The sequence below is a fragment of the Lysinibacillus halotolerans genome (assembly GCF_003711845.1).
GTDB lineage: Bacteria > Bacillota > Bacilli > Bacillales_A > Planococcaceae > Ureibacillus > Ureibacillus halotolerans.
In genome coordinates, this window is record NZ_RHLQ01000017.1 from 42,742 (window position 1) to 67,164 (window position 24,423).

Sequence of the window (24,423 nt, forward strand, 5' to 3'; positions counted from 1 at the left end):
TTGTTAAAGAACATTTAGGTTATCCAGCGTCATTGAATAAGTTAAAAACAAAAGGGCCATTTCATTTGTGAAATGACCCTTTTCGTTATTCTTTCTCTTCTTTTATTACATTTTGTTTTAAATTCCCTGTATCTTCATCATAAAAACGTAATAAATCGCCATTAATAATTTGATCAGAATATTCAAGTTCGATTAAAGCACGGTCAATGTATGGTTGACACGCGTCAATTTCTATTTCTTCGCCTGTTCCCCGATCGTAACATACTTCACCCGCGTAAACTAATTGATCTGTCACAAAACGACCATCCCGGAATATAACGAAATCTTCATGTTCTTCTGAGAACATATCGTCACCTAGTTGCATGTCATTTGAAGTATCAATTCCTAAAAGGTGTAAAATCGTCGGACGAATATCAATTTGACCTGAAGTTTTATCAATTACTTGACCATCGTTCGATCCTGGAATATGGATAAATAACGGTACTGATTGCAATAATGCACTATCATAGGCAGTAATCTCTTCCTTACCTAAATATTGCGCCATTGCTTTATTATGGTTTTCCGAAATACCATAATGGTCACCGTACATGACAATAATGGAGTTATCGTAAAGACCTGCTTCTTTTAACTCTTCAAAGAATATTTTAATGGATTCATCTAAATAACGAACCGTTTGGAAATAACGATTCAGTGTTCCAGAATTTGAATTATATTCTGGAATCATAATATCCTCTTCCGTTAAAGTAAATGGATAATGGTTTGTTAATGTGATCATACGCGTAGCAAAAGGTTGCTCCATCTCAGTCATCATATCAACGGACTGTTCGAAAAATGGAATATCTTTTAATCCCCAGTTCACAGAGTTTTCATCTGTTACATCATAGGAATCGACATCGTAAAATTTCTGAATATCTAACGATTGATAAATGACATCCCGATTCCAAAAAGATGCATTGTTGGAATGCATGACACTTGTAAAATAACCATTTTCATTTAATTTTTCAGACATCGAATTATACGTATTCCCACCATGAGTAAAGAACACTGCACCACTGCCTAAGCCAAACAATGAATTTTCTACTATAAATTCAGAATCGCTTGTTTTCCCTAATCCAGTTTGGTGATAGAAGTCACTGAAATAATACGTATCTTTATCTTGTGTAAGAGAATTTAAGAAAGGTGTTACTACTTCTCCATTCATTGTATTATTTATCACAAAATTTTGGAGTGATTCTAATTGTACAAAAATGACATTACGTCCTTTATACTTACCAAACATTTCTTCATTAATGGCAGATTGGTTTGCTTGCACATAGTTTTCTACTTCCACAAGTTCACTGCCATCTGCTAATGCTCTTTGCGCACTTGATTTCGATTGAACATAAATATCATACAGATGATAGTTATATGTCCCAATATTTTTTACTAATAATTCACGATCAAATGCACGGGTTAATAATTGTGGGCGTTCCGTTTCCGCTAATCCTAAATTTAAGAACACCATTGCAACAGCTAATACAAAATAAGCACGACGAATTTCTTTACGAATTGGTGTTGTTTCTTGTAATTTTGGTAAAAATTTAATAACTAAAATTAAAACAACAACATCTGTGAAGTAAAAAATATCGTACCAGTTAATAATTTCCGTTACTGAAGTGCCTAAATCTCCGAAATTGCTAGTTTGGAATAAAACTGCTAATGTAATGAAATCATTATAGAATCGATAAAACGCAACATTAGCAAATAATACAATCGCCAGAAGAACACTTACTGTTATTAAGTAACGATGGCGTACTTTTGCCGTTTTAAAAAATAATGAAATCCCATAAGCAAATAATAAGAAACTTAATGGGTTTATTATTAAAATAAGCTCTTGCATTGCGTTTTCAATGTCCATTTCAAAACTTGTATGGTAGACAATCACAGTTTTGATCCAAGTCGTCAGTATAGCTATAGCTAAAATCGAATGTTTAGGCCATTTAGAAAAATTCATTCCAAAACATCCTTTCCACATAATTGATACATAGATATAAACATAAATTTCTATTGAAATTTACACAAAAAAATAAATTGCTAAGTTTGAAAACAAATTTTATCTTAATCTTCATTCCTTTAATTATCAATATAATATGTATACAAAAATTTCAAAAACAATAGTGGGTATACATCATGAAATTGATAACATTTAAGATAACATTATATTGATGGCAACAAACAAACCTTTATACCGCTTACATTTGGAACGTTTTTTTAATTTTTTTGTACATACTTTTTCTCTAATTTTGCAAGAAGTATTAATTATCTTTCAAAAAAGTACGGAACATTACAAATATTAAAGAACTATATTATTATTTACGTTTTATTTACAAAAAAGTTCCCAAATGAAAACAGTGGCAAATAAATCCACTGTCAATTTAATGTATATAATTAACAATTATTAACAATATAATACCACTTAAAACATAATATATGGTAATTTTTTTGAAATTATTTAATAATTTTTAAATTCATGACGATTATTGCATTTTTTTCTCTTCCTGTTCTAGCCGTGATAACTCTTGTTTGATTAGGAGCATTGCTGACTGAAAGTCTTTTGGTTCAAGAACCTTTGCTTTATATAGCTCCCGAATTTCATCTTCCATTAATAATAAATCTCCAATTCGATCTCTTGTATAAATAAATGTTCCATATTGTTTTAGTAAATCATATATATCTTTCATTGTTTTCATTTTGACGTCCCCTTTCGATTTGCGACACAATCAATTCGCGATGTCTCAGTAATGATAAGATCCACTGGTATATCAAAGGTTTCAACTGGTACTTCATCTACAATTTGGATATTAAAAGCAAGGGAAATTAACTGACCTTTAAATTTTGTTAAATAGCGATCATAATAACCGCCACCGTAACCAATCCGGTAACCATTATAATCAAAGACGATTCCTGGCACGATTATACAATCAATTTCTTCAGCAGTAACAAGTTCTGTACATTGGGGAATCGGTTCTAATAAATCCATATATACGATTTCAAGCTGTTGAAAATTCTCAATTGCATAAAAGTCCATCGTAAGATTTACTGGATGACATTTTGGAACAACGACTTTTTTATTCATGTTCCATAAAGCTTCAATTATTTCTTTCGTATGAACTTCCCTTTTACGGGAAATCGTGATAGCAATCGTATTCCCTTCGATAATAGAAGGCTCTTTTAATAACTGTTCTTTCATGTACATAGAGGATTGTCTGAATCGATCATCGGACAGATCATTTAACGCTTTTCTTATTTGGTTTCTCAATTGTTTTTTATCCAAATTTACCATCCCCTAAATCCTTTTATCCATTTATAATTAAAAAGCCAAAACCACAAGTGGTTTTGGCAATAATGCTTACTTAGTTTCACGGTGAAGAGTGTATTTCTTCTCGCGAGAGCAATATTTTTTAAGTTCAAGACGTTCTGGATTATTACGTTTGTTCTTTTTAGAAATGTAGTTACGTTCACCACAATCTGTACAAGCTAATGTAATGTTTACGCGCATTATTAACCCTCCCACTCTATATAAAGACTTTAATTTCATTTGAGCATGATTTATACGACTAAATCATTATAACATAAATAGAAAAAAAATCTAGCATCATTTATTATTAACTTTTCTTATGCTAAAATAACTTAAAATAGTAAAAAAGACGGAGGAACAACAGTGGATTTATCAATGATTTTAATGATCATCGGCATTGTTTGTATTGTTGTATCATTTTTCCTAAAAGATACATCTAAACGAATTGAAAAAGACTTAGAAGACTTATCAATTAGTATTTACCAAGAAACAAATTCATTAAAAAAGCGGTTGAAAATAGTAGAAGAGGAGTTGCTTCTTGAACCAAACTTTTCCATTAAATCGGCATCTACACCGAAAATAAAAGAAACATCGGTACAAAAAAAACAACCAACAACTGTTCAACAGAAGCAAGTCAATGAAATATTAGTATCTCAAGTGATCCAACTTAATAAACAAGGCTATCCGATTGAGGAAATTAGCAAAATGTCTACTTTATCTACACAACAAATTTTATCGATATTACGAGATGGGAGATAGACGATGAAAAGATCATCTTTGCGTAGCTTCGGTATTGCTTGTTTTATCATTGGAATGGTCATGACGATGTCAAATAAGTTCCATATTCCATTCCTTTCATCAGACGATGTCTCCAACGAAGAACAATATAAAGAACAAATTACCCAATTGGAACATCAGCTAGAAGAAGCAAAAGAACAAATCGCCGTATTAGAACAAAAGGAACAAACTACTTCACAAAAACTAGAAACAACGAACGAAAATACGACGACAAAAGACGAAGTAACAGATGAAGAAGTAGTGAGTGGCACTTTATATATTTACTCTGGTTTAACAGTAGCAGAAATTGCTCAAAAACTAAAAGATATGGGCATTATACATAACAGTGTTGAATTAGAACTATTTTTAGCTCAACCTGAATACGCAAAATCAATACAAAAGGGACAATTTGAATTAAATTCATCTATGTCTATTGAAGAAATCGCTAATATTATTACTGGAAAACAACCAGCTTAACATAAAGGGGAAGGCTATTTAAGCCTTCCCCTTTTTCTTGAAATAACTTCTTATATATTCAACAAACATTATTGTGGCGGAGCTTTTAAAACGGCTTTTCATAAAGGCCAATCCAATTTCTCGTTTACAATTTCGGGCATCAACTCGAATAATTTTTAGTTTATATTGTTCTAATCCTTTAATATAAGGGATCAATGAAACGCCTAAACCACTTTCCACTAACCCAGCAACCGTATGTACTTCCTCCCCTTCGAAAGCAACGTTTAATTGGAAACCTTCCCTTTTAAATAAATCATCCACTGATTTTCTTAATGAGTTCCCTTTCTTTATACAAATAAAGGGATCATGGGCAAAATCCTTTATTTTTACCATCTGTTTATTAGCTAATCTATGACTTTCAGGTACAATGAAAAAAATTTCTTCTTCCCACAACTTTTCCCAAACAATCTCCTCATTTGAATCTACCGAAGAAATTAAACATACATCCAACTCTCCTGCTTCGAGCTTTTTTAAAATAGAGCTGGAGTTACTTTGGGTTAGTAGAAATTTCATTTGAGGATAAACTTTTTTCACATCCGTCATGAGGGAAGGAATAATTTCTAAACCAAGAGTATGCATAAATCCAATCGATACTTCCCCTTGACCAGGTGAAACTAAATTTGCTAAATCTTCTTTTGCCCTTTCATATTCCTTTACAATATATTCTGCTCGCTCTAAAAAGAACTTTCCATACCGATTTAATTGAATCGAACGACCGTTTCGATCAAACAATGCCACACCTAAAGATTCTTCTAATAAGGAAATGGGTTTACTTAAGGCAGGCTGGGTAATATGTAAATGTTGAGCAGCCTGGGACATATTTTCATATTTAGCCACCAATATAAAATATTGAAGGGAATTAAAATCCATTTTCCGTCTCCTTATTACTTTTATTTATAAGACAAATAAAAATTATGAATTATCATTATATGATTTCACTTATTATAATAAATGTAATACGAAAGTACAAAATGTTAATTTTTTCAAAAGAGGCGAACCAACATGAGTTATTTACAAAGAGGGACAAAGGAATTTCATTTAGCCAATTTAGCACTTTTTGCAGCTGGCTTTATTACCTTTGCCAATTTATATGTCACACAGCCATTATTCCCCCAATTTACTGAACAATATGGCGTATCACCTGCCGTCGCAAGCCTCTCCCTCTCCCTATCTACTGGTGTTTTATCCGTTAGTTTAATTTTATGTGGTTCGTTATCAGAAGCTTGGGGTCGTAAACGCTTAATGACGATTTCCATCTTTCTTTCATCTTTACTAACCATTGTTCTTGCTGTTTCACCTACCTTTGAAACTCTATTACTATTACGCATTATCCAAGGCTTTGTCTTTGCAGGTGTTCCTGCTATCGCCATGGCTTACTTAGGTGAAGAAGTTCATCCAAGTAGTCTTGGCGTTGCTATGGGATTATATATAAGTGGCAATTCCGTCGGTGGATTAGCTGGTCGCATTATTATGGGAACGATGTCTGACTTTTTCAGCTGGCAAATCGGCATGGTTGTTTTAGGCGTCATCAGTTTCCTTGTTAGTCTTTATTTTGTTTGGGCTTTACCAGCATCAAAACATTTTACCCCACGGCAACTGAAGCTGAAACCTTTAGCTAAATCGTTATTTTCCCATTTAAAGGACCCTGGATTAATTTGTTTGTTCGGTATTGCTTTTACATTGATGGGAAGCTTTGTCACACTGTATAACTATATCAGTTATAAATTAATGGGAGCCCCCTATCATTTAAGCGCAGGCGTTGTAGGTTGGATTTTTCTCGTTTACTTAGTTGGTACCTTTAGTTCAACTTGGTTCGGTAGCTTGTCAGATAAATTTGGAAAACAAAAAGTATTGTTAACTGGCATTACAATTATGTTTACGGGAGCGTTATTAACTTTACCTGTACATTTATTTATAAAAATTTTAGGAATTGTCATTTATACGTTCGGCTTTTTTGGCGCCCATTCCATTGCTAGTGGCTGGGTAAGTTCCCGCGCGAAAAAAGATAAAGCTCAAGCATCCTCCCTTTATTTATTTGCCTATTATTTCGGCTCAAGTGTAGGCGGTACGACAGGTGGTCTTTTCTGGTCAAGCTGGGGCTGGAATGGTGTTATTGGATTTATCAGTTCTTTTTTAATTACTTCTTTCACGCTAGCTGTTACACTAATAGTGTTAAATCGGAAAGAAAAAATGTTGGAAGACCATCTCCAATATTAAGAAAGAGAGTGAATGATGATGAACATTTATGACTTTGATGTAACTGCAGAAAATGGTGAGAAATATTCTTTGGAACGATACAAAGGGAAAGTATTGCTCATTGTGAACACTGCAACAAAATGTGGATTAGCTGGCCAATTTAGTGAATTGGAAGAACTTTATCAAAAATATCATTCCCAAGGTCTTGAAATTCTTGGTTTTCCTTCAGATCAATTCAAACAAGAATTAACTACAGGAAATGAAGCAGCGGAAGCTTGTCGTCTTACATATGGGGTAACTTTCCCGATGCACGACATTATTAAAGTAAACGGCGAAGAAGCCCATCCACTTTTCCAATATTTAACGGAAAAAACAAAAGGTTTTTTAGGAAAAAACGTTAAATGGAACTTTACGAAATTTTTAGTAGACCGAGACGGAAATGTTGTGGAACGATTCGCTCCAACGGATAAACCGTCCAAATTTGAAAAAGAAATTGCTAAATTACTATAAAATGAGGAAGGACACGTTGCTTGAAAAGCCCGTGTCCTTTTTCACTACCACAATGGTTCATCTTCTTTCGTAAAGCTAATTGTAAAATTGGAAATATAAAAAATATGGAAGATTGCAACGAGTGTAAAGGGAAAACCGATTAGTTGAAAAGGAATTCCTAACATACCTAAACTATAAAAACTAAGAAATGGAACGAAGAATGGTAGTATATTTCTCGATTTTTTACTTTGAAAAATCTGCTCGCCGCAATGATAACATTGGGTTCGAAAACTGCCTAAAGAGTTTTTGAATCGTCCTTTTTTTGAAATTTGATGACCGCAATGAGGGCAATTTGGTAAATGTTTATGGCGGATTGACCATAATAGTAATAAACAATTATTTAAAAGAACAAACAAAACGATAAGAAATTTTATTGCCTCAAGGGATTGACTGACAATTGTAAAACTGCCTATCCCTAGTAATAAAGATCCACCCACAAACCATCGTATGATCAACTTCTTTGAAAATCCCCTAATATAATGAATCCCTTTTTTCTCCCGCCATCTTTCCGTTTTTAGTAATACTGTAATCGTTAATAATAAAGCTAAACATTCAAGAATGATTAATCCTATAAACCAATAAAATGTAGCATCTAAATGTAGAAAAATATTTGATAAGTAATTTTCACTTTGGACAGTCGCATTAGTGAAATTGACACGGTTCTCTTTGAAAAGGATAAAGAAAAAAGCTAACCCAGCAAAAAAGGTTGTTAAAACAATTGGGTAACCCCAATTTCTTTTAGAAGTTTGTTCTATATTTTCATTGATAATTTTTCGAACTATTTCTTCCTTTGTTTCGGTACTTAAATGGATATTCCCATCCAATTCTTTTTTCCACAACTGTTGTAAATCATTCATTTCCATTGAGTAACACCTCCAAATCTACGCCTTTTAGTTTCTCTTTTAAAACAGTTCTAGCTTTTTGCAATCTTGATTTAACTGTTGATTCAGGAATACTTAAAATTTCTGCAATCTCTTTCGTTGTATGGTCTGCATAATAATAAAATAAGAGAACTTCTCGTAATTTAACATTTAATGAAAATACCGCTTCGGTAACTTCCATCTTTTCTTCTTTTTCAATGTATTTTCTTTCTATATTTTTTGTTTGCCCTCGAATATGGAATTTTCCAATGAGTAATTCCTTTTTATTTTTCCAACTTCTTAAATAATCGGTACATCGATGAACCGTTATTTTTGTTAAATACGTTTTTAGCGACGCTTCACCACGAAACTGTTCTTGTTTTTTATAATAAGTAAGAAAAACATCTTGAATCATTTCTTCCGCTATCCGCTGGTCTTTAACATATGTATAGGCGATTCTTAATAAGTAATCACCGTAAAGTTCAATTATTTCTTCTAAATGATCATGCACTGACTTCCCTCCCTTTCAACTATATAGACGAGAAAAATGAACTTTTGGACGAAAAAAGCACACAAAAAATTTTTGCGTGCGAGAAGGATTTATATAAAACTATCTAAAACAGTTTGGGCAACTTCATGCAATTTCCTTTTTCTCTCTTCATCTGTTGGGAGCTGGGCTATTCTTTGTAATTGCTCTTCTAAAGCAATCTTTACAAAAAAAGGCAGCTTACAAATTACATTTTCCATCATCCATTTCTTTAAATCGTAATCCATTGCTTCGCCTTCTAATAATTCAAAAATGAACGGCGTAATCTCCGCTGGATATTGAAGTAATAGTTCAGCTAATCCTTCGTTTCTCTCTATTTCCCCTACTTTTAACCATTCTAAAACGAAAGGTAAATTACTTCTTTTCTCTTCCTCAGATAATGTTAACAATTGTTCTACACTCGCTTCCAAGTATACCCATCCCTTTTTAAGCAGTTAGTTGTTTATTCGTTGAATATGATGTAAAAACGACTCTATTAAGTGGGTACCTTTTTCCGTTCCTATCGATTCTGGATGGAATTGTAAACCGAAGACCGGAAATTGTTTATGTTGAATCGCCATCACTTCCCCATCATCCTTCGAAGTTGCAACAATTTCTAAATCTTGATGCAATGTTGTTCGATCAATTATGAGAGAGTGGTAGCGCATTACTGAAATTTCCCCGTCCATTTTTTCAAACATTCCCTTTTGCTCATAATTTAAAGTAGAAAGTTTTCCATGCATAATATTGTTTGCCCGTAAAACTGTACTTCCAAAGGCTTCTCCAATTGATTGATGACCTAGACATATGCCTAGTATTGGAAACTCTTTATATAATTCTTTAACGACGGAAACTGTAATCCCTGCTTCCTTTGGCGTTCCAGGACCTGGTGATAGAACAATCGCTTCTGGCTTTAATTGACGAATGGATTCAATGGAAATCGCATCATTACGAATGACTTCAACGTTTTTTCCGAGGCTAGCGATTTGTTGATATAGATTATAAGTAAATGAGTCGTAATTATCGATTAGTAAAATCATATGGATACCTCCAAGAGTGCCTTCGCCTTATTTAACGTTTCTTCATATTCCAATTCGGGTATCGAATCATAAACAATTCCTGCACCCGCTTGAACCATTGCCTTATTGTCTTTTACGACCATTGTACGAATCGCTAATGCTAGATCCATATTGCCATTTACTGAAATGTAGCCAATTGCTCCAGCATAAACCCCACGCTTTAATGGTTCCAAATCATTAATAATTTGCATTGCGCGAATTTTCGGTGCACCGGAAACTGTTCCTGCAGGTAAACAGGAGATTAATACGTCGAGCACATGCATATTATCACATAATTCACCTGTTACTTCTGAAACAATATGAATGACATGTTTATACCGTTCAATCGTCATGTATTTGACCACTTCAACGGTCCCGACCTTACTTACTCGCCCTATATCATTACGCCCTAAATCTACAAGCATTCGATGCTCTGCTACTTCCTTTTCATCATTTAAAAGCAGCTGTTCGATTTTACTGTCCTCTTCCTTTGTTTTTCCCCTCGGTTTTGTACCAGCGATTGGGTTTGTCGTAACTTTTCCGTCACGTACCTTTACTAAGCTTTCCGGTGACGTACCAAGAATTGTATATTCATCGAACTCCATATAAAACATATATGGTGACGGATTGGATGTACGTAATTTTCGATATAACGAAAAAGGGTTCCCTTTAAAGCCAGAAGTAAATCGTTGGGATAATACTACTTGGAAAATATCCCCCCGTTCTATATGCTCCTTCGCTTTTTGAACCATATGAACAAAATGTTCCTTCTCCATTGTCGGTTTAAATTGAATCGAGTAGGAAGCTTCTTCATTAAAGGGTATACTTTGTTTAATTTGTTGTTCAAGTTGTTGGATTGCCTTTTTCATTTCCTCTTCCGAACGACCTGTATGAAACAAATCGATGGCTGCAATAAACACTTTTTGTAATAAATGATCAAACACGATAAAAGTATCGTAAAAATATACATGAACGTCAGGCATATTTAATTCATCTTCCAACACTTCCCCAATGTTTTCATAATAAAAGGCAGTGTCATACCCGAAATACCCAATGGCTCCACCAAAAAAGGAGAATGGATATTGTCGATTTTGGAGCGGCATCATTTCTCTTAATTTATCTAACACCGAACCTTTTCCGACTTGTATTTCACTCCCTTTCATTTCACATACAAAGCCTTCCTGATTTCCTTTTAGTTGGGCAATAGGGTTCACTGCGATAAAGGAATAACGCCCGCTTTCTTCATGTTTAGCAGATGATTCAAATAGTACTTTGCTGGTACCTGATAAACTTTCAAAAATCGAAATGGGCGTCATCATATCCCCTTGCAATTCTTCCATGATGAAGTTTTTTACCTCTACAGTCATCTCAACTCTCTCCTTCTCTCTACTAATCTCATCTCATCTATGCACATACGTATAACTGTCATTTAGACAGCTATACAATATAAAAGGCCCTTCCATCACTAAAGGACGGAAGAGCCGTGGTGCCACCTTCATTGACTAACAATGTTTAAAAACCATTCATTAGTCCACTTAACTGTTTTTAACGTCACATCACGCTAGTACCTACTCAACATTTCAGTACTAGAAGCTAGAAAGCCCATTCATATTATGTTATGCACTAGCTTCCACCAACCGCCAGTTCTCTTTGCCACTCCATAATACTACTATTTTTCATCATCGCTTCATTATTTACTTAAAACTATTTTATTATAAATTTTTCATCTATTCAAACAATTTTCAAAAAAAATTGGAGCTCCATTGAATTTGGAGCCCCAACAAAATTTAATGATTTAAATCGAAACGTTGACCTTTTTTCAAATACAGTAAATACTCAGCAATATTCGTTGCATGGTCTGCACATCGTTCTACAAAGCGACAAATAAATGACAAATACGTAATTTGAGAAATATTTTCAGGGACAACAGAGCTTAGCTGCATCAGATGTTTAATCATATTTCCATACATTTCATCAATTTCGTCATCGTACTCAGCAATGACTTTTGCCTTAGACATGTTTTCTTCCTTGAAAGCTTCCACAACTTGTCGAAGCATTTCTGTTGATTTGTAACACATATCTTCGAGCAATTCTACAGAAGTAATAAACCGTTCATTTCCTATGCGAATTGCTTCTTTTGCGATGTTTACGGCATGATCTCCAACCCGTTCCATATCAGAAGCTGCTTTTAACAATACGATTAAACGTCGCAAATCAGTCGCAACCGGTTGTTGTCGAGTCATTAATTTAATCACGCGATCATTAATCGCTTCTTCCATACGATTAATTTCAACATCTTGAATAATGACTTGATGGGCAAGCTCAAGATCTTTTTGAAATAGTGCTTCAAAGGAATTTTCCAACGTTTCGATACTGCGGTTACTTAGCTCAATAAAATCATTTTGCAACGCTTGAATTTCATGATCAAAACGTTCTCTAGCTGACATACACAATCAATCCCTTCTTATCCAAAACGACCTGAAATGTAATCTTCTGTACGTTTATCTCGAGGAGTAGAAAAGATTTTATCTGTTTGATCAAACTCTACAACTTCTCCGTTTAAGAAGAAGGCAGTTTTATCGGAAATACGAGCTGCTTGTTGCATGTTATGCGTTACGATAATAATTGAATAATTATCTTTTAATTCTTGAACAAGTTCTTCTACTTTCAAAGTTGAAATTGGGTCAAGAGCTGATGTTGGTTCATCCATTAAAATCACATCTGGCTCAATTGCTAAACAGCGTGCAATACAAATACGTTGTTGCTGACCACCGGATAATCCGTATGCATTTTGGTTTAAACGATCTTTTACTTCATCCCAAATTGCAGCACCACGTAAAGATTTCTCAACAATTTCATCAAGAATTTTTTTATTTTTAATACCGTGAATACGTGGACCGTAAGCAATATTATCGTAAATCGATTTTGGGAATGGATTTGGTTTTTGGAATACCATCCCTACTTTCGTACGTAGTTCTTCTACTTCATACGAAGGATCTAAAATATTGCGACCACGGTAATTAATTTCACCGTTTGTTTTAACCGTTGGAACAAGCTCTACCATACGGTTTAGTGCTTTAATATATGTGGATTTACCACAACCAGAAGGACCAATGATGGCAGTCACTTCATTTTTTTTAATATCTAGATTAATATCCTTTAATGCATGGTGATCTCCATACCAAAGATTGAAACCTTTCGTTTGAACAACAGTATTTTTTTCTACTGTTTGAATACTATCACTAATAATCGGCGACGGAGTTTTAATAGTAGCTTTCGCTTTTTCGTTTTTAATCATAAGCTCTACCAATTTTACACATCCTTAATATCGTTTTTGGAATTTATTTCGAATCATAATTGCGATCGAGTTCATTAAAATCAAGAAAATCATTAACACAATAATCCCTGCAGCCGCAACAAACTGGAATTCTTCTTGCGGACGTTTTGCCCAGTCATAAATTTGCAACGGTAATGTTGTAAATTGACTTAACAAACCATCAGGTAAGAATTGTAAAATAACCGGAATACCTAGGACAACAAGGGGTGCCGTTTCTCCGACAGCTCGGGATAAGGCTAAAATACTACCTGTTAAAATCCCTGGAATAGCTGCTGGCAATACGACCCGCGTAATTGTTTGCCATTTTGTTGCACCCATTCCATAAGAGGCTTCCCTTTGCTCTTTCGGTACAGCACGAATCGCTTCCTGTGCTGCCACAATGATGACAGGTAATATTAACAAACTCATTGTAAAACCTGCAGCTAAAATACTTTTTCCTAATAGGAACATTCGAACAAAAATCGTTAAACCAAGTAAACCAAATACGATCGATGGAACACCGGCTAAGTTCGAAATATTCATTTGAATAAATCTTGTAAATTTATTTTTCTTTGCATATTCTTCTAAATAAATCGCTGTTCCAACACCTAAAATGATGGATACAGGTGCGATAACAAGCATTAAATAGATGGAACCAATTAAAGCTGCTTTAATTCCTGCTTTATCTGGGAAACGAGAACCGAAGTTATTAAAGAAATCCCAGTTTAAATAGCCAGCACCTTGAGAAACGATACGTACAAGTAAAATGACTAATGTAAGCAATGCTAATCCTGTAGCGGCAAGGAAAACCGTTTTCCAAACCTTGTTTAATTTTAAACGTGATTTCATCCGCTTCATTACGTCAGTATTATCGATGTATTTCATTTTAATACTCCTCCCTGAAGCGTTTCGAAATAAATTGCGCTAGTAAATTCATAAGTAATGTAAAGACGAATAATGTAAATCCAACAGCGTAAATCGAGTAATAAATTGTTGTACCATAACCAGCATCACCAGATGATACTTGAACGATGTAAGCTGTCATCGTTTGAATCGATCCCGTTACATTGAAATCAAATGTTGGTGTCGCACCACCAGCAAGGGAAACGATCATTGTTTCACCTATAGCACGGGAAACAGCTAATACGACCGAAGCAATAATCCCTGATAACGCAGCAGGTAATACAACTTTTAAAGATACTTCTAATTTCGTAGCACCTAATGCTAATGCACCTTCTCGAATTGAATTAGGAACGGAGCTCATTGCATCCTCTGATAATGATGCAATCATTGGTAAGATCATAATACCTACCACAATCCCTGGGCTAAGCGCATTGAATATTTTCAGCGACGGTATCAATTCTTGAAGTAAAGGTGTTACAAATGTTAATGCGAAAAATCCATAGACAATTGTAGGTACACCAGCTAATACTTCTAAAATTGGTTTAATGATTCGACGGGTCTTATCCGAAGCGTATTCACTTAAATAAATGGCAACTGCAATACCTAATGGAACTGCGACACATGCTGCGATGACTGAAACTTTTAAAGTTCCTAATATTAAAGGTAATACCCCATATAATGGTTCTCTACCTGAGAATGGTAGCCATTCAGTACCGAATAAGTAGTCGGTAATTGATACTCTCTGAAAAAATTCAAACGTTTCAAAAATAAGTGTCATGACGATTCCAATGGTAGTTAAAACTGAAATTAATGCAGTAATGACTAATATAATCGGCATACATTTTTCTATAAATTTTTTCCCTTTTTTGTTTCGAGATTGGGCAATCATATCTTGGACTGAATGCTTTTTCTCTAATCCTTGAGAAGCCATAATGCAAACTCCCTTCAATATACGTAAAAAGATTTATTGGTCGTACTCTACAAGTTTTTAATTCAATCTGAAAACAAATTTTTAAATGGATAAACCGAAGCTACATCGAAGGGTTTACTTCATAATCTAAACATGGAAAGAGAAAAGTGTGAGATGCCAAGCTTACACAGTGGTATGGCCCCCACACTTTTTTCATTCATTTTATTATTTTAAACCTTCTAAAGTCTTTAAACCTTCTTCATACTTTTCATCTGGTAATTTTACATAGCCAACAGCTTCTGCCATTTCACCAGCATTTTCTAAAGTATATTTCATGAAATCATAGAAAGCTTCGTTTTCTTTTAATGCACTATTTTTTGCATAGACGAATAATGGACGTGAAAGTGGAGTATATTCCCCAGATTCGATTGTTTCATTTGTTGGTGCAACACCGTCAACTGTTACAGCAGTTAATTTATCTTGGTTTTCTAAGTAGTAAGCATAACCGAAGAATCCAATCGCATTTTTGTCAGAAGCAACACCTTGAACGAGTACGTTATCATCTTCCGATAATGTAGCTGCATTTTCTAAGTCTGCACCTTCTAAAATTACTTCATCGAAATAATCGTACGTACCTGAGTCAGTACCTGGCGAGTAATATACGATTTCTTCGTCTGGCCAAGATGGATCAATATCAGACCATTTTTTTGTTGTTCCATCTTCAACCCAAAGTTTTTTTAACTGATCTACTGTTAATTCAGTAGCCCAATCGTTTTCTGGGTTAACGACAACTGTTAAACCGTCAAAGGCAACTTGAAATTCTGTATAGTCAATTCCAGCTTTTTCTAATTCAGCTTTTTCTTCATCTTTAATTGGACGTGATGCGTTAGAGAAGTCAGTTTCTCCAGCGATAAATTTCTCAAAACCACCGCCAGTACCAGATACACCTACAGATACTTGTACATCCGGTTGAACTCCAGCATACTCTTCCACAAGTGCTTCTGTAATTGGTGAAACTGTTGATGAACCATCACCTGCAACAGTACCTGTTAATTGAGCATCGCCTGATTCTGCTGTTTCAGTTGCGTCGTTTGCATTTGTTGCATCTTCATCTGTTTCCGAACCACAAGCTCCTAAAAGTAATGCTGAGCCAAGTGCGGCTGTCATCGTTAAGTACTTCCACTTTTTCATCTCTTATTTCCTCCATCAATTTCATAGTAAGTTTGTCTTACAAGTAAAACTATAATACTAGTTTGTTGATGTCATATAAATGAATTGTAAAGAGATTGTAAATCGTTATGATAAATTGTAAATGCGATTATTGTTTTCTATTTCTTAAAACCCCTTTAATAAAACCTATTCTATTTTTCATAACCAAAATAAAAAACCCCGTAGAAAATGGATTCTACGAGGTTGTTCGATTATTCATTTACAGTTTGTTCTTTTGTATTTTCATCAATTTTTTCATTAGTCGTTGGTGGTAAAATTTGTTGTTTCACTGAGCTTGAAGATAAACCTTCTTTTGCATATTTATCTTTCAATTCAAAATAAACGTCTAAAACTTCTCTAGCAATTTGGTTACCCGTTGGCAACGAAATATTATAGTTCGTTGTTGCCCAAGGAATTAACACTGCGTAAGCCACTTCTGGATTTTCGTATGGAGCAAACCCAACATGGGCAAGGGTAATCGCATCTGTACCGTATTTTTCTCGTAGCGGTCCATAGTATACTACCTCTGCAGTCCCTGTTTTCCCAGCAGCTGTATACGGTGTATTAGAGAAGTAAGATCGGGCAGAACCTTGATCTCCTACATAAACTTGGCGGAGACCTTTTCTCACCTGATTGATTTCTTCCGGTGTATTGGAAATTCGATTTAAAATTTTCGGTGAAACTTCCTCAACAACTGGTCCTAACACTTCCCCATCTTCAGACGGTTGGCGAACTTCTTTTAACATACGCGGCTGGATGCGGTAGCCACCGTTGGCAACTGTTGAAATATATTGCACCATTTGCATTGGTGTATACGTATCAAATTGTCCAATCGCTAAGTTTAAAATTTTACCTGTGTTATCCAGTTCCCCTTGGAAACCTGCAAACTCATTTGGTAAATCAATACCTGTATTGACACCTAAACCAAATTGGGCATATCCATTACGCATTGTTTGTAACGTATCATCTTGAATTCTAAAGCCCATATTGTATCGGTATCTTGTACCAGCAATCATCATCGCTACTTGGAACATGTAGGAGTTGGAAGATCGCTCTAGTGCTGTAATATCATCTAGGGGAATCTTTCCATGTCGGTTGAAAATGGAACTTTTCGGTTCTGTTCCTGCAATTTTAATTGGTTGGTCGATAAGTTTAGTTCCAGGTTCGATTACACCTTCCGAGTAACCCATTAATAGGGTTGCGGCTTTTACTGTGGAACCGACCTCATAAGCCGTTGTAAAAGTACCGTAGGAGTAATCAACAATATACTCTTTTCCGGTTTTACTATCTTTTTCGATTTTCTTTCCGACAACAGATAATAATTCGCCGGTATTCGGATTCATCATAACAAAGAAAGCACGGTCTAAAAGTTCTGAATGACTTTTTGCTTTCAATTCAAGCAGCTTTTCTTCCACAATTCGTTCTGCTTCTGCTTGAAGTTCAATATCGATCGTCGTAACAAGGTCGTTCCCCGGTTCCCCTTCGTACGTCGTCACCGTGTCGACAACTTCCCCTTGCTTATTCGTAATATTTTTCACAACGGATTTTTGACCTTGAAGTAATTCTTCATAGTACGCTTCAAAATAACTTTCCCCTACCCGGTCGTTACGGGAATAGTCTCTTGCTAAATAGTAATCAAGCTTCGATTTCGGTATCCCTTTACTTGGTACCGTCGTTCTACCTAAAATAGCAAGGGATGATAATTTCACCCGTTTCCAATCGGTAGTCGTATTAACTCCCGGTAAATCAGATAAACGTTCTGATACACGGGCAAATTCTTCATCTGTTACATTTTCACTTTTAATGATTTGTGGTGATAAATTATATCCAGATGCCATTTCACGGTAGATCGCCAAAACTTCTAGATCGAATTGGGTTAATTGGGCTAATTCTTCTTCTGTAATCCGTTCACGAACTAAACGATCCAGTTCAGATTGTTTCTCCGACTTCCCTAAGTCTTCATTAGCATTAATTTTATCCTCTTCTTCTTTTGTTACTTTTGCATAAGCAGCATCTTTATTTTTCATAATCCAAAAATCCTGCTTATCCCGTAAAGTAACCCGATCTGTTGGCTGTTCTATTAACATTGCAAGTTGTTCGGCAATGGCTAACATCTCTTCCGTTTTTGTCGATTGCATTTTCGTATATGTAATGGCATTTTCCGGTTCGTTATCGACTAAAACCCTTCCGTAACGGTCATATATTCTACCACGAGGTACACTTGTATTGACTGCCACTTCTTCCGTTCTTTCGAGTGCTGTCACATACTCTTCCCCTTTGACAATTTGTAAATAGCCAAGTCGGAATATTAACGTGGAAAATAATATGAAAATAGAAAAGAAAAGGACATTCATACGAAAGGACAAACTAGCACGATGTTTTGCCTTCACACTAGATCCCCGTTGCGTTTTTAGTTTTCTTCGCAATGCAATCCCCCTCTCTTAATTACTAAATGATGATTAGTCCATACTCTCTAGTATATCATTCGAACCTTTCATTAAAAAGCTATGAAATGAAGATTCTCCAAGTTTTGTGACGGAAAAAAATGAAAATGGTTCCATTTATAAAGTAAGATTTATTCAAATGTTAGGAAAAAATTTCAGTATGTCTTTACCGTTTATACTTCATAATTCTATTGTTCCTCAATGTCCTTCTTTCAATTATCGATTCGATAAAAAAGGACAGGTATATGACATACCTATCCTTGTCGTTTATAATTGTTCTTTTTTCTCCATAACATTGATTCCAATCCCCATGAAAATGATTGTCATGAATAATAGAACGCCAAGCGGTTGAACTAATTCATTCATTGAACTACTATGAATCGTTACACCATTCAATAAATCTAGACCATAGGTAATTGGCGAAACATAAGATAAAGCTAAAATTGCTTTGGACGAAACAATTTCTAATGGCCAATAAGCCCCACCAAGCATCGCTAATGGAACAGCTAAAACTGAAATGTACGCATTAAATCGTCCGCTCGTTCCTGCTACCGATGCAATGAAAAAGGCTAAGGCGACGATACATAATAAATAGGGAATGACAACAAGCAATGTTTTACCGAATCCTCCGTAGAAGTCAACACCGCCAACATAAAAAATGGATAAAACGAGAACGACTTGCAAATACCCTATTAGAAAACAATAAATAACATTTGCTAAATAAACTTCCGTTTTTCCTATCGCTGAAATCCTTAATCGATCCCAAATGAACGTTCTTCTTTCCATTACGATATGAGCAACGCCATTTGCTACTGTATAAATAACCATAAATAAAGTAAATCCGAATAAACTATGCAGTTTTGGATTCCAAACAAAATCCCCATCATTGGAAAAGTTTAAATATTGAATTTGAAAACTCGGTTGTGCATCGGCACTCTCGATAATTTCTTCTACATTAATGGATGGATTATCATCGTATGCTTCTATTATGGCCTGTTGTTGCGTAAATTCACCATAAATCCGATTTAATTGATTTTTTAATAAGGCCGCATCTAAATAGCTTGGAGAAATGATTAATTCAAATTTCTTTTCCATTAAATGCACAGCTACGTCCGTATTTCCATCCTTAACCATTTCTATTGCTTCTTCTTCATCATAGAGAGTAAAATCGATTTCTGGAATTTCTTTCAGCTCCAATAGAAATGCTTCGGTTTGTTCCTGATCCAAATCTGAATAAACAGCAATCGGCATTTTCGATTGTTGGCCGAGACCTAAAATATAGGCAAAAGTACAAATAATGATTGTGATAATAATGAACCCTGCAGGTTTCCGAAGTAACAATAAAAATTTTGTTTTTAAAATGTCGATCATACAATCCCACCTCTTTTCGGGAACAGAACTACAGCAAGCACTATAAATAAAATAGCTAATATCGATAAATGAATAATATTCGGCATTATTTCCACCATCGAGGCGTTTTGATAAATTTTTAAATAGCCATTTAACGCTGCACCATTCGGCGTCCACATCCCTAGTTCCGCTAGCCATGGAGATAAACTACTAATATTAAAGTAACTCCCCCCTACAAGGGCAAATACAGAGACAAAGGCATTGGAAAATACATTTGACGCTTCCCCGGAATTTGTTCGATAGTTTACGGAAGATAATAATGCTGCCAGTCCTCCTACTACAATTGAAAGAAGTAGTGTAATAATAAGAAACGACTCCCATTGGGCAAAGGAAATATTAAAAATAAAATAGGCAAAGGTAAATAATATACCGACTTGCACCATCGCAATAATGATTGTTGCCGTCATAATACTAAACAAATAAGTAAGGGGATGAATACGAGCTAATAAAACACGATCAAAAATATGAAAATACTTTTCTACAAATGCTTGGCTTGCCAGGGTACTTGCAATATATAAAATGAACATCACCGTCATACTAAACGTATAATACGTACTTGAAGTAATCTCCTGTTGCGAATCTATCGTCCGAATATCAGAAGTAATCTCCATTTTAGGCAATGAGTCAATATTTGTAGGGACACCACTTTGCGCCAATGATGAAGCTAATGAATATTGTTGTTGATAATAATCTAAAATGGATTGAACAATCGTCGAAGTAATTTTCTCACTCTCATTTAAATACACATTAAAAGTCGGTTTTTCACCTTGTAAATAAATCGACGATAAAAAATCGTAAGTGAAATTTTTAGGAACTTCAAGGATAGCAGCATATTCTCCACTTTCCTTTGCATCCTCTACTTTTTCAGGATCCAACTTAGTTACATGGATAAATTGTTTCATCTCTTCGTTCGTTTCCATTTGTTCAACTAGGATAGAAATAGGTAACATGTGCTGCAGATACTTCTCCATGTCGCTTGTTCTATTGATAAAATCCTTTGCTTCAAGTAGAAATTGATCGACTTGTTGCATTTCATCATCTTGTTGCACGATGGCTAACTCAACTTTTGAAACTTCATTTTCCCCTTCCCATAATGCCCCTAGTGCAAAACTTAAAATCGTTATGAGAACGATCGGCATGAATAGAAGGATTAACAGTTCAGTTGGACTTCGAAATAAAATCGTAATTTGTTTTCGAATGAGTGATAAAAACATGGGCTATCCTCCTAGTTCCTTAATGCCCGACCAGTTAAATGTAAAAAAACATCCTCTAAGCTCGGTTCTTCTACTTGGAAGCTTTTTAATCGAACCCCACTATTGTTACTAAGGGTAAGTAATGTTGGCAAAAAATTCATATCTTTTGAAACGGTAAAGGATATTTCTGTTTCGTTCACATTGATATTTGATAACGTTGGTTCTTGTAATAAGACATTAACGAATTCCTTTGACTGTCGCTCTAGTTTAATGAGAATTGTATTTTCGGAGGATAAAATGGATTTAATTTCATCCTTCGTTCCGGAAGCGATAATTTTCCCTTTATCCATAATGTAAATTCGTTTAGCAATGTATTCGACTTCTTCCATATAATGACTTGTGTAGATAATCGCCGTATGAAATTCTTCATTCAATCGTTTAACCGTTTCTAAAATATGGTTTCTCGACTGGGGATCAATTCCGACCGTCGGTTCATCCATAATTAAATATTTCGGTTCATGGAGTAGGGCAACACCAATATTTAAACGGCGTTTCATCCCACCTGAATAATGTTTCACTTTTTTCTTCGATTCATTTTGAAGACCGATTTGTTCTAAAACGACTTCCATTCGTTCCTCTAATTTTTTCTTTGGCATTTTATGAATACTACCAAAAAATTTTAAGTTTTCTTGTGCCGTTAACTCGCCGTATAGTGCAATTTCTTGAGGAACAACACCTAGAATTTTTCGTAGTGCTACCGGATTTTTTATAATACTCTGTTGATTTAGAAAAACATCTCCCGCAGTTGGTGGAATTAAAGTAGAGAGCATTGCAATGGTCGTAGATTTCCCCGCGCCATTCGGACCTAATAGACCTACGATTTCACCAGGCTCTATATATAAATTCACTTGATCGACAGCATTCACTTTTTTAAATTTTTTCGTCAAATTCACAACTTCAATCATCATTTCCCCATCCTTTCTATCCATACAATACCAATTTTCATCCATTGTTATAAGTAGCGGTCGTCATCACTCGATATGACTTCAGTCACTTTTCAAAAGAAAAAGCGGTCGAAATTATTCGCCGCTTTAAACTATTCCTTTCTTCACTGCATAGATAGCTAGTTGAGTTCGATCACGTAAATCGAGTTCTTGTAATATATGGGTAATGTGATTTTTCACCGTACCTACAGATAAGAATAAACAATTTGCTATTTCTTTATTTGTCTTGCCTTCTCCGATTAGTTTTACTATTTTTAGTTCCCGTTCTGTTAAAGGAATATTCTGAGTTGGAGTGTTGGAAGAAACCGTTTGTTTAAGCAATTTGGGCATTAACTTTGCTGCCACATCTTCTTGTAATACTAATCCACCATCCATCACACTTTGAATGGAAGAAAGTAATTTTGTCGGTTCGGAAGATTTTAGTAAAAAGCCGTTCGCCCCATCCTTCAATGTTTCATAGGCATAGGCATCATCATCAAAAGTTGTTAATATAATAATCTTCATATCGGGAAATTGAGCTTTTATTTTTTTCGTTGCTTCGATGCCATTCATTTCCGGCATCCGAATGTCCATCAATACGAGATCTACATGTAAATTCCTAACGATTTGTAGGGCTTCAAGGCCATTACTCGCCACCCCAACAATTTCGTATCTATCATCCTGTTCAATGATCATTTTCAATCCGTTTCGCACTATGGTTTGATCTTCAACTACTAAAATTTTAATCGTCAAACTACTAAACTCCTTTTTCTTCTAACTTCACTTCTTCTTTGGAAAGATTGAATGGAAAGGATCCACTTACGATAAAATGTTCATCCGTTCGGACCATACGTAATTCTCCCCCAATTTCCTTTAATCTTTCTTCCATATTAATTAACCCAAACCCTTTCATAAATGGCAGACTAGAAATAAATTTATTTTTCACTTCAAATTGAATATGTTGTAAAGAATTGACCTTTAATATAACTTCGACTTCCTTGGAGCTACTATGTTTCATCGCATTCGTTAAACATTCTTGTAAAACTCGATACAGGACAACACTTTGTTGGTTCGATATCGGTAAAGATAAAACACCTTTTTCGAGGGTGAAACGAATATAAATTCGACTTTCCATCTCGAGCTTCCGAATTAATTGAATTACCGATTGAATACCGGAAGTTTCAAAGGATTTTAATTGCCTTACTGCAAAACGGGTTTCTTCCAAACTATCCCTCGCAAGTTGTTTCGCCTCTTGAATGCTATCCGTACTATTTTGTATCGACATCATTTCAAGTTGCATTAATAAAGATGTCAACTTATGACCGACTGAATCATGAATGTCCCTTGCAATTTTCGTACGCTCTTCCGCCCGGACGAACTGTTCTTGCTCGACCGACATTCTTTTTAACTGGCGATATTGGGTAAGGAGCTGTTCAAAAACCTTTTCCTTACGACCGACTTCCTTTACATAATGGTTGAGCATAAAACAACATAAAATGATACTTATCATTAACAGCATGTCATAAAAGGGTATGTAGTGTAATAAAGTGAATGTTGCGATAACACCAATCGATAAACTAAACAATAAATAGAAAGTTCGATCTTTTAGCTGCAACGTGGCTTCTACCATTATAAAAGCAAATAGAGGTAATACATATACTAGTTGAATTGAAGCAAATGAATACAAGGTTATTAATAAAAGAATAGCGAGATAACTGTAAAACGGTTTTTTCGTAAGGGGTAAAAGAAAATAAAAACAAAGAATGCCGCTCATTATAAATAAGGTTGTAGTAATCGAGCTATTCGTTTTTTGGATTATATGGACAAGCATTGTCCCAATTGTCACTGAGAGACAGCAAATGCGAAATATCAATACTTTCATCATCATTCACCTTTTTTCCAAGAAGTTTCCTATCATCTCTTTCCATTATATAGTGGGCTTACAATATTTTATATGTGAAAATAAAAAAGGAGGAGAACAAGCCTCCCCCTATTAAACAGCATAAGATGTTGTCCTGATTTTTTTGCTAACACCAATCCCATTTACTTACCACTAGTATAAAAGTACTTGTTTGTAATAAAATTTAAAAAATTAGCAACTTTTAACTTCCCTCGGAAAATAAATATCCGCCTGTAAAACAGGCGGTTTTAGTAACGCCCTATAAGGGCTCCTTACTAACTGCCCCTAAAGGGGCTTTTTTAATTGACCGTCAACCGTATTTGTTCTTTAATCTCG

25 protein-coding genes and 1 other annotated feature are annotated in these 24,423 nt (G+C 34.9%); of the genes, 4 read left to right on the forward strand and 21 right to left on the reverse strand.

Translation table 11 applies throughout. The features are described from left to right. Positions 1-85: 85 nt before the first annotated feature. From EC501_RS08635 to rpmG, 4 genes are all read right to left on the reverse strand, one after another. Positions 86-1,993, reverse strand: a complete 1,908-nt coding sequence (locus EC501_RS08635) for an LTA synthase family protein (RefSeq protein WP_122971883.1) — start codon at positions 1,991-1,993, stop codon at positions 86-88. A gap of 523 nt (positions 1,994-2,516) precedes the next feature. After that, positions 2,517-2,729, reverse strand: coding sequence for a YqgQ family protein (locus EC501_RS08640; RefSeq protein ID WP_122971884.1), 213 nt, complete (start codon positions 2,727-2,729; stop codon positions 2,517-2,519). Then, entirely contained in the window at positions 2,726-3,313 is a 588-nt protein-coding gene (locus EC501_RS08645; RefSeq protein ID WP_122971885.1) for a 5-formyltetrahydrofolate cyclo-ligase, read from the reverse strand. The genes EC501_RS08640 and EC501_RS08645 overlap by 4 nt, the downstream gene beginning before the upstream one ends. A gap of 75 nt (positions 3,314-3,388) precedes the next feature. Further along, the gene (gene rpmG / locus EC501_RS08650) at positions 3,389-3,538 is read right to left on the reverse strand and encodes a 50S ribosomal protein L33 (protein WP_008408521.1); all 150 of its coding nucleotides are present in this window, start codon (positions 3,536-3,538) and stop codon (positions 3,389-3,391) included. Positions 3,539-3,700: 162 nt separating this feature from the next. Here rpmG and EC501_RS08655 point away from each other — a divergent pair, with 162 nt between their 5' ends. Next, positions 3,701-4,096 (forward strand): hypothetical protein, encoded by a 396-nt coding sequence (locus EC501_RS08655; protein WP_122971886.1) that lies wholly within the window; start codon positions 3,701-3,703, stop codon positions 4,094-4,096. A 3-nt stretch (positions 4,097-4,099) separates the two neighbouring features. Further along, a complete protein-coding gene (locus EC501_RS08660; RefSeq protein ID WP_122971887.1) occupies positions 4,100-4,591 on the forward strand; it encodes an endolytic transglycosylase MltG in 492 nt (163 codons plus the stop codon). A gap of 18 nt (positions 4,592-4,609) precedes the next feature. Here the strand turns inward: EC501_RS08660 and EC501_RS08665 are convergent, their stop codons facing one another. Next, complete coding sequence (locus tag EC501_RS08665; RefSeq protein ID WP_122971888.1) at positions 4,610-5,500, reverse strand: LysR family transcriptional regulator; 891 nt, start codon at positions 5,498-5,500, stop codon at positions 4,610-4,612. Between the two features lie 132 nt (positions 5,501-5,632). Between EC501_RS08665 and EC501_RS08670 the strand changes: the two genes are divergently transcribed. Both EC501_RS08670 and EC501_RS08675 read left to right on the forward strand, forming a co-directional pair. Further along, positions 5,633-6,847, forward strand: a complete 1,215-nt coding sequence (locus tag EC501_RS08670) for an MFS transporter (RefSeq protein ID WP_122971889.1) — start codon at positions 5,633-5,635, stop codon at positions 6,845-6,847. Between the two features lie 18 nt (positions 6,848-6,865). Further along, positions 6,866-7,336, forward strand: coding sequence for a glutathione peroxidase (locus EC501_RS08675; protein ID WP_122971904.1), 471 nt, complete (start codon positions 6,866-6,868; stop codon positions 7,334-7,336). Between the two features lie 44 nt (positions 7,337-7,380). On the opposite strand, the gene EC501_RS08680 is transcribed toward EC501_RS08675, so the two are convergent. The 16 genes from EC501_RS08680 to EC501_RS08755 all read right to left on the reverse strand — a co-directional run bounded on the left by EC501_RS08680 (position 7,381) and on the right by EC501_RS08755 (position 24,069). Beyond that, positions 7,381-8,238 (reverse strand): hypothetical protein, encoded by an 858-nt coding sequence (locus tag EC501_RS08680; protein ID WP_122971890.1) that lies wholly within the window; start codon positions 8,236-8,238, stop codon positions 7,381-7,383. Then, on the reverse strand, positions 8,225-8,746 hold the full coding sequence (locus EC501_RS08685) for a sigma-70 family RNA polymerase sigma factor (protein ID WP_122971891.1): 522 nt from the start codon (positions 8,744-8,746) through the stop codon (positions 8,225-8,227). The genes EC501_RS08680 and EC501_RS08685 overlap by 14 nt, the downstream gene beginning before the upstream one ends. Before the next feature lie 89 nt (positions 8,747-8,835). Beyond that, positions 8,836-9,192 (reverse strand): DUF5071 domain-containing protein, encoded by a 357-nt coding sequence (locus tag EC501_RS08690; RefSeq protein ID WP_158599692.1) that lies wholly within the window; start codon positions 9,190-9,192, stop codon positions 8,836-8,838. Between the two features lie 24 nt (positions 9,193-9,216). Next, positions 9,217-9,801, reverse strand: a complete 585-nt coding sequence (locus EC501_RS08695; RefSeq protein ID WP_122971893.1) for an anthranilate synthase component II — start codon at positions 9,799-9,801, stop codon at positions 9,217-9,219. After that, complete coding sequence (gene trpE / locus EC501_RS08700) at positions 9,798-11,186, reverse strand: anthranilate synthase component I (RefSeq protein WP_122971894.1); 1,389 nt, start codon at positions 11,184-11,186, stop codon at positions 9,798-9,800. The genes EC501_RS08695 and trpE overlap by 4 nt, the downstream gene beginning before the upstream one ends. Before the next feature lie 98 nt (positions 11,187-11,284). Beyond that, positions 11,285-11,511, reverse strand: a binding site (T-box leader). Positions 11,512-11,606: 95 nt separating this feature from the next. Beyond that, complete coding sequence (gene phoU / locus EC501_RS08705) at positions 11,607-12,266, reverse strand: phosphate signaling complex protein PhoU (RefSeq protein WP_122971895.1); 660 nt, start codon at positions 12,264-12,266, stop codon at positions 11,607-11,609. A gap of 17 nt (positions 12,267-12,283) precedes the next feature. Next, on the reverse strand, positions 12,284-13,117 hold the full coding sequence (pstB, locus tag EC501_RS08710) for a phosphate ABC transporter ATP-binding protein PstB (protein ID WP_122971905.1): 834 nt from the start codon (positions 13,115-13,117) through the stop codon (positions 12,284-12,286). 24 nt (positions 13,118-13,141) lie between these two features. Next, the gene (gene pstA, locus EC501_RS08715; protein WP_122971896.1) at positions 13,142-14,020 is read right to left on the reverse strand and encodes a phosphate ABC transporter permease PstA; all 879 of its coding nucleotides are present in this window, start codon (positions 14,018-14,020) and stop codon (positions 13,142-13,144) included. A 1-nt stretch (position 14,021) separates the two neighbouring features. After that, on the reverse strand, positions 14,022-14,969 hold the full coding sequence (gene pstC, locus EC501_RS08720; RefSeq protein ID WP_122971897.1) for a phosphate ABC transporter permease subunit PstC: 948 nt from the start codon (positions 14,967-14,969) through the stop codon (positions 14,022-14,024). A 204-nt stretch (positions 14,970-15,173) separates the two neighbouring features. Next, a complete protein-coding gene (locus EC501_RS08725; RefSeq protein WP_122971898.1) occupies positions 15,174-16,139 on the reverse strand; it encodes a PstS family phosphate ABC transporter substrate-binding protein in 966 nt (321 codons plus the stop codon). 230 nt (positions 16,140-16,369) lie between these two features. After that, the gene (locus tag EC501_RS08730; RefSeq protein WP_406927654.1) at positions 16,370-18,583 is read right to left on the reverse strand and encodes a penicillin-binding transpeptidase domain-containing protein; all 2,214 of its coding nucleotides are present in this window, start codon (positions 18,581-18,583) and stop codon (positions 16,370-16,372) included. A gap of 285 nt (positions 18,584-18,868) precedes the next feature. Then, positions 18,869-19,972 carry an ABC transporter permease gene (locus tag EC501_RS08735; protein WP_122971899.1) on the reverse strand — a complete coding sequence of 368 codons (1,104 nt, stop codon included), beginning with the start codon at positions 19,970-19,972 and terminating at the stop codon, positions 18,869-18,871. Then, positions 19,969-21,225 (reverse strand): ABC transporter permease, encoded by a 1,257-nt coding sequence (locus EC501_RS08740; protein ID WP_122971900.1) that lies wholly within the window; start codon positions 21,223-21,225, stop codon positions 19,969-19,971. The genes EC501_RS08735 and EC501_RS08740 overlap by 4 nt, the downstream gene beginning before the upstream one ends. 11 nt (positions 21,226-21,236) lie before the next feature. After that, a complete protein-coding gene (locus EC501_RS08745) occupies positions 21,237-22,169 on the reverse strand; it encodes an ABC transporter ATP-binding protein (RefSeq protein ID WP_122971901.1) in 933 nt (310 codons plus the stop codon). 126 nt (positions 22,170-22,295) lie between these two features. After that, positions 22,296-22,940 carry a response regulator transcription factor gene (locus EC501_RS08750; RefSeq protein WP_277749715.1) on the reverse strand — a complete coding sequence of 215 codons (645 nt, stop codon included), beginning with the start codon at positions 22,938-22,940 and terminating at the stop codon, positions 22,296-22,298. Positions 22,941-22,944: 4 nt separating this feature from the next. Continuing rightward, positions 22,945-24,069 (reverse strand): sensor histidine kinase, encoded by a 1,125-nt coding sequence (locus EC501_RS08755; RefSeq protein ID WP_206613375.1) that lies wholly within the window; start codon positions 24,067-24,069, stop codon positions 22,945-22,947. Between the last annotated feature and the right edge of the window lie 354 nt (positions 24,070-24,423).